14 protein-coding genes are annotated in these 15,431 nt (G+C 71.6%); 13 read left to right on the top strand and 1 reads right to left on the bottom strand.

Annotation, left to right across the window (positions count from 1 at the left end; genetic code table 11):
- Positions 1-176 precede the first annotated feature (176 nt).
- The 11 genes from F4554_RS11820 to F4554_RS11870 all read left to right on the top strand — a co-directional run bounded on the left by F4554_RS11820 (position 177) and on the right by F4554_RS11870 (position 12,566).
- Positions 177-1,178 carry a Gfo/Idh/MocA family protein gene (locus tag F4554_RS11820; protein WP_179787426.1) on the top strand — a complete coding sequence of 334 codons (1,002 nt, stop codon included), beginning with the start codon at positions 177-179 and terminating at the stop codon, positions 1,176-1,178.
- Positions 1,175-2,119, top strand: coding sequence for a 5-dehydro-2-deoxygluconokinase (iolC, locus tag F4554_RS11825; RefSeq protein WP_420360721.1), 945 nt, complete (start codon positions 1,175-1,177; stop codon positions 2,117-2,119). Before F4554_RS11820 ends, iolC begins: the two co-directional genes overlap by 4 nt.
- Positions 2,116-3,015: a Cgl0159 family (beta/alpha)8-fold protein gene (locus tag F4554_RS11830; RefSeq protein ID WP_179787427.1), complete on the top strand. Its 900-nt coding sequence runs from the start codon at positions 2,116-2,118 to the stop codon at positions 3,013-3,015. Before iolC ends, F4554_RS11830 begins: the two co-directional genes overlap by 4 nt.
- A complete protein-coding gene (iolB, locus tag F4554_RS11835) occupies positions 3,012-3,878 on the top strand; it encodes a 5-deoxy-glucuronate isomerase (RefSeq protein ID WP_179787428.1) in 867 nt (288 codons plus the stop codon). Before F4554_RS11830 ends, iolB begins: the two co-directional genes overlap by 4 nt.
- A gap of 43 nt (positions 3,879-3,921) precedes the next feature.
- Positions 3,922-5,811 (top strand): 3D-(3,5/4)-trihydroxycyclohexane-1,2-dione acylhydrolase (decyclizing), encoded by a 1,890-nt coding sequence (gene iolD, locus F4554_RS11840; protein ID WP_179787429.1) that lies wholly within the window; start codon positions 3,922-3,924, stop codon positions 5,809-5,811.
- A gap of 50 nt (positions 5,812-5,861) precedes the next feature.
- On the top strand, positions 5,862-7,427 hold the full coding sequence (locus F4554_RS11845) for a CoA-acylating methylmalonate-semialdehyde dehydrogenase (protein ID WP_179787430.1): 1,566 nt from the start codon (positions 5,862-5,864) through the stop codon (positions 7,425-7,427).
- A 176-nt stretch (positions 7,428-7,603) separates the two neighbouring features.
- The gene (locus tag F4554_RS11850; RefSeq protein WP_179787431.1) at positions 7,604-8,641 is read left to right on the top strand and encodes a sugar ABC transporter substrate-binding protein; all 1,038 of its coding nucleotides are present in this window, start codon (positions 7,604-7,606) and stop codon (positions 8,639-8,641) included.
- Between the two features lie 4 nt (positions 8,642-8,645).
- Positions 8,646-9,719: an ABC transporter permease gene (locus tag F4554_RS11855; protein WP_179787432.1), complete on the top strand. Its 1,074-nt coding sequence runs from the start codon at positions 8,646-8,648 to the stop codon at positions 9,717-9,719.
- Positions 9,716-10,528: an ATP-binding cassette domain-containing protein gene (locus F4554_RS11860; RefSeq protein WP_179787433.1), complete on the top strand. Its 813-nt coding sequence runs from the start codon at positions 9,716-9,718 to the stop codon at positions 10,526-10,528. The genes F4554_RS11855 and F4554_RS11860 overlap by 4 nt, the downstream gene beginning before the upstream one ends.
- A gap of 90 nt (positions 10,529-10,618) precedes the next feature.
- Positions 10,619-11,536, top strand: coding sequence for a TIM barrel protein (locus F4554_RS11865; protein WP_179787434.1), 918 nt, complete (start codon positions 10,619-10,621; stop codon positions 11,534-11,536).
- Positions 11,529-12,566: a Gfo/Idh/MocA family protein gene (locus F4554_RS11870; RefSeq protein ID WP_337795982.1), complete on the top strand. Its 1,038-nt coding sequence runs from the start codon at positions 11,529-11,531 to the stop codon at positions 12,564-12,566. Before F4554_RS11865 ends, F4554_RS11870 begins: the two co-directional genes overlap by 8 nt.
- A gap of 48 nt (positions 12,567-12,614) precedes the next feature.
- On the opposite strand, the gene F4554_RS11875 is transcribed toward F4554_RS11870, so the two are convergent.
- Entirely contained in the window at positions 12,615-13,283 is a 669-nt protein-coding gene (locus tag F4554_RS11875) for a VTT domain-containing protein (RefSeq protein WP_179787435.1), read from the bottom strand.
- Between the two features lie 174 nt (positions 13,284-13,457).
- Here F4554_RS11875 and F4554_RS33545 point away from each other — a divergent pair, with 174 nt between their 5' ends.
- Together F4554_RS33545 and F4554_RS11885 are read left to right on the top strand one after the other, a co-directional pair.
- Positions 13,458-14,732 (top strand): histidine kinase, encoded by a 1,275-nt coding sequence (locus F4554_RS33545; RefSeq protein WP_202889258.1) that lies wholly within the window; start codon positions 13,458-13,460, stop codon positions 14,730-14,732.
- On the top strand, positions 14,729-15,376 hold the full coding sequence (locus F4554_RS11885; protein ID WP_179787436.1) for a response regulator: 648 nt from the start codon (positions 14,729-14,731) through the stop codon (positions 15,374-15,376). The genes F4554_RS33545 and F4554_RS11885 overlap by 4 nt, the downstream gene beginning before the upstream one ends.
- Positions 15,377-15,431: the final 55 nt, after the last annotated feature.

Consider the following 15,431-nt stretch of genomic DNA (forward strand, 5'->3'; position numbering starts at 1 on the left):
AGGTCTCTGGCTGGAGGTGAGTCGGTCGGTGTGGCGTCGTGGGCGGTCACTGTCGGCGTCCAGTGTGCCGTACGGCCACCCCGACAGCCTAACGTCATAATGTCCTGACAAACTATTGACACGGTCGTAACAGGAGAGAACACTCTCCCGAGAACTCCCCGGACGAGAGGGCGGGCATGAAGGTCGGACTGGTCGGCGTCGGACGGATCGGGGCGTTACACGCCGGAACCCTGTGTGACCTGCCCGGCATCGACACCGTTCTGGTCGCCGACGCCGATCCCGGCCGGGCGAAGGTCTGCGCGGACCGCTTCGGGCTCACCCCGGTGGGAAGCGTGGACGACCTGTTCGCCGCCCGGCCCGACGGGGTGGTGATCGCCGCACCCACCGCCGCGCACGCCGAGCTCGTGGGCCGGGCCGCCCGGGCCGGGGTCGCGGTGTTCTGCGAGAAGCCGCTCGCGCCCGACGCCGCCGGCACCCGCGCGGTGCTCGCGGAGGTCGAGGCCGCGGGCGTTCCGTTGCAGGTGGGCTTCCAGCGCCGCTTCGACCCCGGCTACCAGGCAGCGAAGGAGCGGCTCCGGTCAGGCGAACTCGGCCGGCTGCACTCGGTGTGGGCCTGCACCCTCGACCCCGCGCCGCCGCCCGCCGCATACCTGCCCACTTCCGGCGGAATCTTCCGCGACTGCGGCGTGCACGACTTCGACGCGGTGCGCTGGGCGACCGGTGCGGAGGTCGTCGAGGTGCACGCCACCGGTGCCAACCGGGGAGCGGGCTTCTTCGCGGCCGCCGACGACGTGGACACCGGCCATGCCCTGCTGACCCTGGACGACGGGACGCTGGCGTCGGTCGCGGTGTCGCGCTACAACGGCGCCGGGTACGACGTACGGCTGGAGCTGCACGGGTCCCTGGGAACGGCGGTCGCCGGGCTGGACGCCCGCGCGCCGCTGGCGTCGGCCGAACCGGGGACGCCAGGGCCGGGCGGTGCGGCGTACGCCAACTTCGCCGAACGTTTCGCTGCCGCCTACGTCGCTGAACTCGCCGCGTTCGCCGACGTCGCCGCCGGCCGGATCTCGTCGCCGTGCGGCGGCGAGGACGCGCTGGAGGCGTTCTACGTCGCGGACGCCGCTGAACTGTCCCGCCGGGAAAACCGTCCCGTGCGGATCGAGGAGGTACGCCGGTGAGCTATGACCTGATCACCATGGGCCGGGTCAGTGTCGACCTGTATCCCAACGACGTGGGTGTGCGCCTGCCAGAGGTGACGTCCTTCGCGAAGTTCCTCGGCGGCAGCGCCACGAACGTCGCGGTGGCCGCCGCCCGGCACGGCCGGCGGTCGGCGGTGATCACGCGAACCGGCGCAGATCCCTTCGGCGACTACATCCACCAGGCGCTGCGCGGCTTCGGTGTGGACGACCGCTTCGTCACGCCGGTGCCGCACCTGCCCACGCCGGTGGTGTTCTGCGAGATCTTCCCGCCGGACGACTTCCCGCTGTACTTCTACCGCTTCCCCAAGGCGCCCGACCTGGAGTTGTACGAGTCGGAGCTGGACCTCGACGCCATCCGCGCCGCAAGGATCTTCTGGGTCACCGGCACCGGCCTGTCCGAGGAGCCCAGCCGGGCCACGACCCTGGCCGCGCTGCGGGCCCGCGAGCATCGTTCGCACACCGTGCTGGACCTCGACTACCGGCCGATGTTCTGGAACGACGTGGAGACCGCGCGGTCGGTGATCGGCGCCGCCGTCGAGCACGCCACGGTCGCGGTCGGCAACCTGGACGAGTGCGAGGTTGCCGTCGGAACCCGTGACCCGGACAAGGCCGCGCAAGCGCTGCTTGACAGGGGCGTCGAGCTCGCGGTGGTGAAGCAGGGACCGCGTGGTGTGCTGGCGCGCACGCGTACCGAGGAGACCGTCGTGCCGCCGGTTCCGGTGGACGTGGTGAACGGCCTCGGTGCCGGTGACGCGTTCGGAGGCGCGTTGTGCCACGGGCTGTTGTCCGGTTGGGACCTGACCCGGGTGATGCGGTTCGCCAACGCCGCCGGGGCGTACGTCGCTGCCCGGCTCGCGTGCGCGGACGCGATGCCCGACGAGGCCGAGGTCGACGCACTGCTGGCGAAGGTCACCCCATGACCGTGAACGTGGAGGCCTTGACCACAAGGCGGTTCACCGACCCCGGGGCGATCGCCCGTGCCTACGCCGGCCGCCGTCGCCGCCCGCTGGTCGGGCCGAGCGGCCGGCTGATGATCGTCGCCGCCGACCACCCCGCGCGCGGAGCCCTGGGCGCGGGCAGGCGCGACCTGGCGATGGCCGACCGGGCCGAGTTGCTCGGCCGGTTGCTGGTCGCGCTCGACCGGCCCGGCGTGGACGGAGTGCTCGCCGCACCGGACGTGATCGAGGACCTGCTGCTGCTCGGCGCGCTGGAGGACAAGGTCGTCATCGGCTCGATGAACCGCGGCGGCCTGCCCGGTGCGGCCTTCGAGGTGGACGACCGCTTCACCGCGTACGACCCGGCGAGTATCGCCCGGCACGGGCTGGACGCGGGCAAGATGCTGTTGCGCATCGACCTGGCCGACCCCGCCACCGCCGCCACGCTGGAGAGCTGCGCACGTGCGGTGAGCGCGCTGGCCGAGCAGGGCCGGATCGCGCTGGTCGAGCCGTTCCTCTCCCGGCGGCGCGAAGGGCGGCTGACCAACGACCTGGGTGGCGAGGCGGTGCTGCGGTCGGCGGTGATCGCCGCCGGTCTCGGGACCACCAGCGCCTACACCTGGCTGAAGCTGCCGGTGGTGGCCGACGCCGAGGAGATGGAACGCGTGGCCGCGGCGACCACCCTGCCGGTGATGCTGCTCGGCGGCGAGGTCGCCGCCGACCCGGACGCGGCGTACGCGCGGTGGGCGAAGGCACTCGCCCTGCCCACGGTGCGCGGGCTGGTCGTGGGGCGCTCCCTGCTCTACCCGCCCGGCGACGACGTGGCCGCCGCGGTCGACACCGCCGTGAGCCTGCTCCCGACGGATCTGGAGGCATCGTGAACCACCACCTACCCGCCGGGTCGCTGGCGGAGGACGGCTGGAGCCTGCGGCTCACGCCCAAGCAGGCCGGCTGGACCTACAGCGGGCTCTACAACCTCGACCTCGCCGCCGGCGCGTCGCACACCTTCTCCACGGGCGAGGAGGAGCTGGTGGTGCTTCCGCTGTCCGGGCAGGACGTACGCGTGGAGTGCGAGGGCGCGGCGTACGACCTGACCGGCCGGGCGGACGTGTTCTCCGGTGTGAGCGACTTCGTCTACGTCCCGCGCGACGCCGAGGTCACCGTGTCCTCGCGTACCGGCGCCCGGGTGGCCCTGCCGTCCGCGCGCTGCGAACGCCGGCTGCCCGTGCGGTACGGCCCGGCCGACCAGGTGCCGGTGGAGCTGCGCGGCGCCGGGCAGTGCAGCCGCGAGGTGCACAACTTCGCCGCCGCGGGCGTCTTCGAGGCCGACAGGCTGATCGCGGTGGAGGTGCTCACTCCCGGCGGCAACTGGTCGTCGTACCCGCCGCACAAGCACGACGAGGACCGGCCCGGGCAGGAGTGCCCGCTGGAGGAGATCTACTACTTCGAGGTCGCCGACGGTCCCACCGGTCCCGGCGTCGCCTACCAGCGCGTCTACGGAACGCCGGAGCGCCCGATCGACGTGCTGGCGGAGGTACGCACTGGCGATGTGGTGACGATCCCACACGGCTGGCACGGACCGTCGATGGCGGTGCCCGGCTACGACCTGTACTACCTGAACGTGATGGCCGGACCCTCGCCCGACCGGGCCTGGCTGATCTGCGACGACCCGGCCCACGGCTGGATCCGCGACACCTGGACCGACCAGCCGGTCGATCCACGGCTGCCGATGACGAACCGATGACGACCCTGATGACGGAACCGACGAAGAACAACGGAGGGTAGCGATGAGCGACGGCGCATCCACGGTCCGGCTGACGGTGGGACAGGCCCTCGTCAGGTTCCTGGCCGCGCAGTGGTCGGAGCGCGACGGTGTGGAACAGCGGTTCTTCGCCGGCTGCTTCGGCATCTTCGGGCACGGCAACGTCGCGGGGGTGGGCCAGGCGCTGGCGCAGGCCGCGCACGCCGACCCCGAGGAGCTGCCGTACTACCAGTCGCGCAACGAGCAGGCGATGGTGCACGCGGCGGTCGGTTTCGCCCGGCTGCGTGACCGGCTGCAGACGTTCGCGTGTACGACGTCCATCGGGCCAGGTGCCACCAACCTGGTGACCGGTGCCGCCCTGGCCACGATCAACCGGATCCCGGTCCTGTTGCTGCCCGGCGACATCTTCGCCACCCGGGTCGCCAACCCGGTGCTGCAGGAGCTGGAGGACCCGCGTTCGTACGACGTCTCCGTCAACGACACCTTGCGCCCGGTGTCGAGGTACTGGGACCGCATCAACCGCCCGGAGCAGCTGATCCCTGCAGCGCTGGCGGCGATGCGAGTGCTGACCGACCCGGCCGAGACCGGTGCGGTGACGCTCGCGCTGCCCCAGGACGTCCAGGCCGAAAGCCACGACTGGCCGGTGGAGTTCTTCGCCCGCAGGGTCTGGCACGTCGCTCGCCCGGTGCCGGAGCCGGCGGCTCTGGACCGCGCCGTGGAACTGATTCGCTCCGCCCGGCGGCCGTTGCTGGTCGCGGGTGGCGGGGTGATCTACTCCGGCGCGACGCAGGCGCTGGCCGACTTCGCCGCGGCGACGGGTGTCCCGGTCGCGGAGACCCAGGCGGGCAAGGGCTCGTTGACGTGGGACCACCCGGCCGCCGTCGGCGCGATCGGCGCGACCGGCACCACCGCGGCCAACGAGTTGGCCGCGCAGGCCGACGTGGTGATCGGGGTCGGCACCCGCTACAGCGACTTCACCACCGCGTCCAGGAGTGTGTTCGCCAACCCCGACGTGCGGTTCGTGAACGTCAACGTGGCGTCCTTCGACGCGGCCAAGCATGCGGGGCTCGCGGTGGTCGCCGATGCCAAGGCGACGTTGACAGCGCTGGGCGAACGCCTGGCCGGCTGGCAGGTCGACCAGGACTACCGCACCCGTACGACCGAACTCGCCGGCAACTGGCAGCGAATCGTCGACGACGCGTACGCCGCGACCGCGCCCACCAACCTCGCCCAGACCGCGGTGCTCGGTGCGGTCAACGAGGCGGCCGGCGAGCGCGGCGTGGTGATCAACGCCGCCGGCAGCATGCCGGGTGAGCTGCACAAGCTGTTCCGCGCCAGGGACCCGAAGCAGTACCACGTGGAGTACGGCTACTCCTGCATGGGTTACGAGATCGCCGCCGGGCTCGGCGTGCGGTTGGCGGCACCGGACCGGGAGGTGATCGTCCTGGTCGGCGACGGCTCCTACCTCATGCTGGCGCAGGAGATCGTCACCGCGGTGCAGGAGAACGTCAAGCTCACCATCGTCCTGGTGCAGAACCACGGCTACGCCTCGATCGGCTCGCTGTCGGAGTCGGTCGGTTCGGAGCGCTTCGCCACCAGCTACCGCTACCGCAACCCGAAGACCGGTGCGCTGGACGGCGACGTGCTTCCGGTCGACCTGGCCGCCAACGCCGCGAGCCTGGGCGCCGACGTCATCCGCGCCGGCAGCCTGGACGAGCTGCGCTCCGCGCTGGCGAAGGCCCGGGAGGCCACCCGCACCACCCTCGTGCACGTGGAGACCGACCCGCTCACCGGTGCTCCCGACTCGCAGGCGTGGTGGGACGTCCCGGTCGCCGAGGTCTCCACGCTGGAGGCGACGCAACGGGCGCGGGCGGAGTACGACAAGAACAAGCCCAGCCAGCGGCAGTACCTGTAGGACGTTCGGCAGAAGGCGTTCGGCAACTACCCAAGAAGAAGGTTCGGTCAATGTCCACCAGCGACTCCACCAGCACCGGCAGCACCACGCCCGGCCCGGCCACGTCCGGGGAGGGCCGCCTCACCGTCGTCGAACACTGGATCGGCGGCGCGCCGACGCCCGGCACCTCGACCCGCCGCGGGCCGGTGTGGAACCCCGCGACCGGCGAGCGGCAGGCCGAGGTGGTGCTGGGCACGCCCACCGACGTCGACCTCGCGGTGCAGACCGCGGCCAAGGCGTTCGCGGGCTGGCAGGAGGTGTCGGTCAGCAAGCGCGCGAAGGTCCTGTTCTCGTTCCGCGAGCTGGTGAACCGGCACGTCGACGACCTGGCCAGGATCGTCACCGCCGAGCACGGCAAGGTGCTCTCCGACGCGCGCGGAGAGGTGCTGCGCGGGCTGGAGGTGGTGGAGTTCGCCTGTGGGATTCCCCAACTGCTGAAGGGCGAGTTCTCCGAGCAGGTCTCCTCCGGGGTGGACGCGTACTCGTTCCGGCAGCCGCTGGGCGTGGTGGCCGGCATCACGCCGTTCAACTTCCCGGTCATGGTGCCGATGTGGATGTTCCCGATCGCGATCGCCTGCGGCAACTCGTTCGTGCTCAAGCCGTCCGAGCGTGACCCGTCGGCGGCCCGGCTGATCGCCGAGCTGTGGCAGCAGGCCGGTCTGCCCGACGGCGTGTTCAACGTCGTGCAGGGTGACAAGGAGGCGGTCGACGCGTTGCTCGAGCACCCCGACGTGGCCGCCGTGTCGTTCGTCGGGTCGACCCCGATCGCGAAGTACGTCCACCAGAACGCCGCGAAGACCGGCAAGCGGGTGCAGGCGCTCGGTGGCGCGAAGAACCACGCGGTCGTGCTGCCCGACGCCGACCTGGACTTCGCCGCGGACCACATCACCGCCGCCGCGTACGGCTCGGCCGGCCAGCGCTGCATGGCGATCTCGGCCGTGGTGGCGGTCGGCGCCGCGGGCGACGCCCTGGTGGAGAAACTGCGCGAGCGCGCCGCGACGGTGAAGGTCGGCCCGGGCGTGGACGACTCCGCCGAGATGGGCCCGGTCGTCACCCCGCAGGCCCGTGACCGGGTGGTCGCGGCCGTCGAGCAGGGTACGGCGGAGGGCGCGAAGCTGGTCGTGGACGGCCGCGGCCTGCGCGTCGACGGGCACGAGGACGGCTTCTTCGTCGGCCCGAACCTCCTCGACCAGGTGACGCCGGCGATGAGCGTCTACCAGGAGGAGATCTTCGGTCCGGTCCTGGTGGTGCTGCGGGCGGAGACGGCGGCCGAGGCGATCGCGGTGGTGAACGCCAACCCGTACGGCAACGGCACCGCGATCTTCACCGACAGCGGCGAGGCGGCGCGGACGTTCCAGCGGCAGGTCACCGTGGGAATGATCGGCGTCAACGTGCCGATCCCGGTCCCGATGGCGTTCTACAGCTTCGGCGGCTGGAAGGACTCGCTGTTCGGCGACCGGCACGTCCACGGCCCCGAGGGTGTCGGCTTCTACACCCGGGGCAAGGCGGTCACCGCCCGGTGGCCGCACGTGGAGCACGTCTCCGACGCGGCGTTCCACTTCCCGACGTCGGGCTGACGTAGAGCGGAGAACCCCACCCGGCAGGCCGGAACGACCGACCTCGGCGTGACCCGCAAGTGCAGCAGTGCAGCAACGCAGCGACGCAGTACGGCGACACCGCAACGCAGCAACGCAGCTACGCAGGTTTCGAAGCGAAGGCCCGGTTGTATCCGACCTTTCGAAGGGGAGGACCGATGAGATTCGTCCGTGGGCTTGGTGTGCTCGCCGTGGCGGCGATGCTCACCCTTGCCGGCTGTTCCAACTCCGCGCCGCAGCAGTCCGGCACCGACGCGGGTGGCGGTGGCGGTGGAGGTGCCGCCGCCGGAGGTGGAGGGGGCAAGGGCGGTGGCGACAAGGGTGGTGCGGCGAAGTCCGACCTCACCGTCGCGGTCGTCACTCACGGCCAGGCCGGCGACGCCTTCTGGGACATCGTGAAGTCCGGTGCCGACCAGGCCGGTAAGGACGAGAACGTCAAGGTCACCTACAACGGGGACGGCGACCCGGCCCGGCAGAGCCAGCTGATCGACAACGCGGTCGCTTCGAAGGTGGACGGACTGGTCGTGTCGATGGCCAACCCGGACGGAGTGAAGGAGAGCGTCCGCCGGGCGGTCAAGGCAGGCATCCCCGTCGTCACGATGAACTCCGGCCTGGAGAAGTACAAGGAGTTCGGCGCGGTCACCCACGTCGGGCAGAGCGAGGAGCTGGCCGGCGAGGCGGCCGGCCGCAAGCTCGCCGAGGCCGGGGTGAAGAAGGCGCTGTGCGTGGTGCACGAAGCCGGCAACGTCGGCCTGGAGGCCCGCTGCGACGGCGTACGCAAGACCCTTGGCGGCACGGTCCGCAATCTTCAGGTGGACGTGTCCAACGTCGCCGACGCACAGAACACCATCAAGGCCCAGCTCCTTGCCGACAAGAGCATCGACGGCGTTCTCACCCTCAACCCGGTGATCGCCAAGGCCGCCATCTCCGCCCGTCAGGAGGCCGGGAGCAAGGCGAAGTTGGCGACGTTCGACGTGTCCTCCGACATCTGCGCGGCGATCGCGCGGGGCGACATGCTGTTCGCGGTCGACCAGCAGCCCTATCTGCAGGGCTATCTGCCGGTGGTGTTCGTGGCGCTGAAGGTCCGCAACGGCAACGACGTCGGCGGCGGGCAGCCGGTCTACTCCGGGCCGGGTTTCGTCACCAAGGCCAACGCCGAGCAGGTGCGGAAGTTCGCAGAACGCGGGACCCGGTGACGCCATGACCACCGAACCCGCACGCACGCGGGGCGCGCGAAGTACCGGGCCCACCGAGCACACCGAGGACCCGACGAGTGCGGTGAGCACGCTCACGCGGGTACTCCGCCGGCCCGAGGTGGGTGCGGCCGTCGCCGCGGTGGCGGTGTTCGTGTTCTTCGCCGCGATGACCCGCACGTTCCTCACTCCGGGCGGCGTCGCCACCTGGCTGGACTCCGCGGCGCTGTTCGGGATCATGGCGATCGCGGTGGCGCTGCTGATGATCGGCGGCGAGTTCGACCTGTCGGCCGGCACGATGGTCGGGTCCACCGGCCTGATCGTGGGCATCCTCACCACGCACTCCGGTGTCAACGTGTGGTTGGCGGTGGTGCTGGCGCTGGCGTTCGCCCTGCTGGTGGGCGCGGGCAACGGCCTGCTGGTGATGCGCACCGGGCTGCCGAGCTTCATCGTCACGCTCGGCACGTTCTTCGTGCTGCAGGGCCTCAACCTCGCGGTCACCAAGCTGCTGATCGGGCAGGTGGCCGTGCAGGGTCTGGACCAGGTGCCGGGCTTCTACGACGTGAAGTGGATCTTCGGCTCGACGGTCGCGGCGTTCGGCACGGTGTTCCAGGTCTCCATCGCCTGGTGGATCGGGCTGACCGCGGTCGCCACGTGGGTACTGCTGAGGACCCGCGCCGGCAACTGGATCTTCGCCGTCGGTGGGGCACAGACCAGCGCCCGCCAGGTCGGCGTACCCGTACTGACCACCAAGGTCGGACTGTTCATGACGACCGCGGCGGCGGGCTGGCTGGCCGGCATGCTGCAGCTGTTCCGTACGTCGACCGTGCAGGCGTCCACCGGGGTCGGCCAGGAGTTCATCTACATCATCTGCGCGGTGGTGGGCGGCTGCCTGCTGACCGGTGGGTACGGCTCGGCCATCGGCGCGGCGCTCGGCGCGCTCATCTACGGCATGACCTACCAGGGCATCGTCTTCGCCCAGTGGGACAACAACTGGCTGAAGACGTTCCTCGGCGTGATGCTGCTGGCGGCGGTGCTCGTCAACACCTACGTACGCAGGCGGGCGGAGGTGAGCCGGTGAACGCCGCGGAGGAACGCGCCACTCCGGCCGCCGCGGGCACACCGCTGCTCGAGGCGGACCGGATCGGCAAGTCGTACGGCAGTGTCGTCGCGCTGCACGAGGTGAGTGCCACCGTGCGGGCCGCCGAGGTGATCTGTGTGCTCGGCGACAACGGAGCGGGCAAGTCCACGCTGATCAAGATCCTGTCCGGCGCGCACGCGCACAGCTCGGGGGAGCTGCGGGTGGACGGCACACCCACGACCTTCGCCAGTCCCCGGCAGGCGCTCGACGCCGGGATCGCCACGGTGTACCAGGACCTCGCGGTGGTGCCGCTGATGCCCGTGTGGCGGAACTTCTTCCTCGGTTCCGAACTCACCAGGGGCAAGGGCCCGTTGCGGCGGCTGGACGTCGGCCGGATGCGGGCGACCACCCGGGAGGAGCTGGCCCGGATGGGGATCCACCTGCGCGACGTCGACCAGCCGATCGGCACGCTGTCCGGCGGCGAGCGGCAGTCGGTCGCGATCGCCCGAGCGGTGTATTTCGGTGCGAGGGTACTCATCCTGGACGAACCCACCGCCGCTCTCGGGGTGAAACAGTCGGGGGTCGTGCTGAAGTACGTCGCCGCCGCCCGGGACGAAGGGCTCGGCGTGGTGTTCATCACGCACAATCCGCACCACGCCTACCTCGTCGGTGACCGCTTTGTGCTGTTGAAGCGGGGGAGGATGGCCGGGAGCCACGCACGCGCGGACCTGGGCGTCGCCGACCTCACCCGGGAGATGGCCGGCGGTGCGGAGCTGGAGGCCTTGAGCCACGAGCTCGACGAGAGGTGACGAGGCAACACCGAGAAACAAACGGCAACACGGCAACACAGAGAAGCAACACGGCAACACCACGAGATACGCAACAAGGAGTTGACACGTATGGACCTGGGACCTCTGACCGGCAGGGTTGCCGGTGCGCCCATCTCCTGGGGAGTGTGCGAGGCGCCGGGCTGGGGCCACGAGCTGCCGGCCTCGCTGGTGCTCGCGCAGATGGCCGAGCTCGGGCTGGCGGCGACCGAGCTCGGTCCCACCGGGTACCTCGGCGCGGACACCGACGCGGTCCGGGCCACGCTGGACGCGCACGGGCTGAGTCTGGTCGGCGGATTCCTGCCGGTGACCCTGCACGTCGGCGCCGAGGTCGACCTGACCGAGGCGGACGCGGCGATCCGCACCCTCGCCGCGGCGGGGTCGGAGGTCGTGGTGCTGGCCGCGGACGCCGGGCCGGCGGGCTACGACAGCAAGGTGGTCCTGGACGAGGACCAGTGGACCCACCTGGTGCACAACCTCGACCGGGTACGGGCCCTGGTCGCCGGACTGGGCATGCGCACGACGCTGCACCCGCACGTGGGCACGGCGATCGAGTCCGCCGAGTCCGTACGCCAGTTGCTGGCGCGCACCGACGTACCGCTGTGCCTGGACACCGGCCACCTCGCCGTCGGCGGGGCGGACCCGCTGGAGCTGGCGAAGTCCGCGCCCGAGCGGGTGGGACACGTGCACCTGAAGGACGTCCGCAACAACGTCGCGGCGCAGTTCAACGCCGGTGCCTTCAGCTGGGTGGACGCCGTACGCCGCGGGCTGTTCGCGCCGCTGGGCGACGGCGACCTCGACATCACCGGTGTGGTGGTCGAGCTGGAACGGGCGGGGTTCACCGGGTGGTACGTCCTCGAGCAGGACACCGCGCTGGGCGGCGCGCCCGCTGCCGGCGAGGGCCCGGTCCACGACGTCCGCCGCAGCATCGAGTACCTCCGCGACGCCGTCGTACCGGCACTGGGCGCGGAGGTGAACCACCGTGGCTGACCGCGAGCTCGACAGAGAACTGCGCGTCGGCGTGATCGGCACCGGGATCATGGGTGCGGACCACGTACGCACCATCGCCACGTCGGTCGCGGGCGCGAGGGTGAGCGCGGTCACCGACCTCGACACCGAGCGGGCGCGGGCCGCGATCGCCGGGATCGACGGTGCGCGCGTACTCTCCGACCCACTCGGCCTGGTGGCCGACGACGAGGTGGACGCGGTGCTCGTCGCCTCCGCCGACGCGACGCACGAGGAGCTGGTCCTCGCCTGTGTGCGGGCGGGCAAGCCGGTGCTGTGCGAGAAGCCGCTCACGCCGACCCCGGACGGCTCGCTGCGCATCGTGGAAGCGGAGGAGAGGGCCGGCCGGCGGCTGGTGAGCGTGGGCTTCATGCGCCGCTACGACCCGGGCTACGTCGATGTCAAGGACAGCTTGCGCGAGGGCAAGGTGGGCGCCCCGCTGCTGCTGCACTGCGTTCACCGCAACGCCTCGTCCCGACCGAACACCCCCAGTTCCGGGCTGATCACCGGCTCGGCCGTGCACGAGTTCGACGTCATCCGCTGGCTGCTGGGCGAGGAGATCACCCAGGTCACGGTGTTCCGGCCGCGCTCGTCCTCCCTGGTCGTCGGCGACACCACCGACCCGCTGCTGGTGCTTCTCACCACGGCCGGCGGGCTGCTGGCCGACGTCGAGGTGTTCGTCAACGCGCAGTACGGCTACGACGTGCGCTGCGAGCTGGTCGGTGAGCTCGGGTCGCTGTACCTCGACGAGCCGGTCCAGGTGCGGCGCCGGGCAGAACGCGCCCGGACGAGCACGGTGTCGCTGGACTGGCGGGACCGGTTCGCCGAGGCCTACCGCCGCGAGCTGCAGGACTGGGTGACCGGTGCGGCTTCGAAGGAGCAGCGCGGGGCGGACGCCTGGGACGGCTACGTCGCTACGGTGGCGGCCGCCGCGGGAGTGGCGGCCCTGGACAGGCCGGGCACCCCGGTGCCGGTGGAGCTGCCGCCACGTCCGGAGCTCTACGCGTTCCGGTGAATCCCGGCTGGTGCGCCGGTGGCGAGAGAGCGACCGGCGCGCCACGGGTCAGGGCGTTCGCGCCGACTCCCGGCCGGCGGCCGGCACGAGAGCCTCGCCGCGGCCTTCGGTGTCCCGAACACGGCGGCGGCGTACGTAGCGACCCGCCTCGACCAGCGCGGTGACCCCCAGCGCGAGCCCGACGCCGAGCACGACGCCCTTGATCGGGTCGTTCTCGAACGCCATCCCGCCGACGTACCCGACGAGTACGGAGTACACCGCCCACGACAGCGCGGCGAGGACGTCGAAGTGGGTGAACCGGCGGCGGGGGTACCCGAGCGCGCCCATCGTGACGGTGACCGCGGTCCGCCCGCCGGGTACGTACCTCGCCACCACCAGCACCAGTCCGCCGCGTTCGGCGAGCGCGTCGGCCGCGCGGTCGAACGCCCTGCGCTGCCTGGACCCCGGCCGTGCCCTGGCGAGCAGCCGGCCGCCCGCGCCGCGGCCGATGGCGTACGAGATGTGGTCGCCGGCGAATGCTCCGGCGGCGGCCGCGAGCACGACCAGCGCGAGGTTCGGCGAACCGCTCGCCGCGGCGAACACCCCCGCGGTGATCACCACGCTCTCGCTCGGCACCGCGGGCAGGAACGCGTCCGTGGCGGCGAGCAGGAACAGCGCGAGGTAGATCCACGGCGAGCTCATCGCGTCGTGGACCACCTGCAGGATCGAGTCGGTCACGGCTGGTCCTGCCCGTCGGTGGTGGACCTGGTCGAGGAACTCATGCGTTCGACCCTTCCGGATGCGGACGCGGCAGAAATCGGCCTGTGGTCGAGCGCGATCTCATCCTTAGGTAGTGGGTGCGGTGTCGATCGGCGGAGGCGCCCGGCCGGACGGCTCACCTAGGCTGCCGAGGTGGACAGGACCGAGGTGGTCGGCGAGCGGGTGCGGCGCTGGGTGGCCCGCGCGTACGATCTGGTCGCGCCGTGGCTGCTCGGTGTCGCCGTGTTCCTGCAGTCGATCGCGACGGTGCGGGACTGGAACGCGCCCCTGGTGCTCGTGCTGACCGCACTGACGGGCGTGGCCGCCTGGATGGCCAGACGGCGTAGGTGGCCGTTGTTCGCCACGACGGCGGCCGGGGTGCTCCTGCTCGGCCTGTGGCCGGGCCTGCTGGTCTCCGCCTACTACGCCGGTACGACCCTGCGCCGCCGCCGCGAGCTGGCGGTGTTCATGGCCGGCTGCCTCGCCGTGCTCCTCCCGGCGTACACCTTCTTCACCGACTTCGGGGTACGGATGGTGGGGTGCCGTCAACCCTGCCTTGGCACCGGTGCGCAGCTGGACGGCCTTGCCAACAAGGGATCCGCACTCCTGTTCGTCGGAATGGGCCTGATGCTGGGGTTGTGGGTGCGGGCGCGCCGGGAGGTGCTCGCGGGACTGCACGAGCGGGCCGAACGGCTGGAACGCGAACAGGCCGCCCGGGCAGAACAGGCGCGCGGGCAGGAGCGGGCCAGGATCGCCCGGGAGATGCACGACGTGGTGGCCCACCGCGTGTCGTTGATGGTCCTGCACGCGGGTGCGCTGGAGGTGAACGCACCGGACGAGCGGACGGCAAGGGCGGCCGAACTCATCCGGGGGACCGGACGGGAGGCGCTGGAGAACCTGCGGGAGGTGCTCGGGGTACTGCGCGCCCCGTCCGGTGGGGCACCGGCTCCGTTCGCGCCGCAACCCGGGCTTGACGACGTGGCCAGGCTGGTCGAGCAGTCGCGGGCAGCGGGCATCGAGGTCACCCGCCGGGACGAGGGCGTGCCGAGGGAGCTGCCGGCGATGGTGGTGAGTACGGCGTACCGGATCGTGCAGGAGGCGCTGACCAACGTGCACAAGCACGCACCCGGCGCGACCGTCGAGGTCGTGGTCGGCTACCGCGACGACGAGGTGGCGGTGACGGTTCGCAACGAGGCGGCCCGGCGACCCGCGGCCGGGCCGAGCGGAGGATTCGGGCTGGTCGGCCTGCGTGAACGCGTCCTCCTGCTGGGCGGCGACTTCCGGGCCGGGCCGACCGGACGCGGTGGATTCGAGGTGTTCGCGCTGCTGCCCGCGCGGGCGTCCCGTACCGACACCGAGCCGGCCATCGCCGAGCCCGCCGACGCCGAGCCGGCCGACGCCGAACCCGACAGGGGAGCAGCGACATGATCCGCGTTCTGGTGGTGGACGACGAGGCGCTGGTTCGGTCCGGGCTGCGGATGATCCTGGAGGCCGCCGACGACGTCGTGGTCGTGGCCGAGGCCAGGGACGGCCGGGCCGCGATCGCCGCCGTCGGCCGGCACCGGCCCGACGTAGTGCTGATGGACGTGCGCATGCCGGAGCTGGACGGCGTACGGGCGGCGGAGGAGATCGGACGCGCGTCGGCACCACCGAGGGTGATCATGCTGACGACGTTCGACCTGGACGAGTACGTCCACGCCGCGTTGCGTGCCGGTGCGGTCGGCTTCCTGCTCAAGGACACCCCGCCGCGTGACCTGGTGGCCGCGGTCCGGACCGTCGCCGCCGGCAACGCGATGCTGGCGCCCGAGGTGACCAGGCGCCTGATCAACTCGTTCGCCGAACGCGGTGCCGGCCGGGCGGAGGCTGCGCGGGAGCGGCTGCGGGTGCTGACCGGACGGGAGCGCGAGGTCGTGAGCGCCGTCGCGCGCGGTCTGTCGAACGCCGAGATCGGCCGGGAGCTCGCGATGAGCGAGGCGACCGTCAAGGCACACGTCAGCAGGTCGCTGGCCAAGCTCGGCCTGGACAACCGAGTGCAGGCCGCGATCCTGGTCCACGACGCGGACCTGACCTGACCTGGGCCCCCGACGAGAACGAGTCCTTGACCTGACCCGGCCTGAGCCGCGCGTT

Origin of the sequence: Actinopolymorpha rutila (assembly GCF_013407855.1) — a bacterium.
Lineage (GTDB): Bacteria > Actinomycetota > Actinomycetes > Propionibacteriales > Actinopolymorphaceae > Actinopolymorpha > Actinopolymorpha rutila.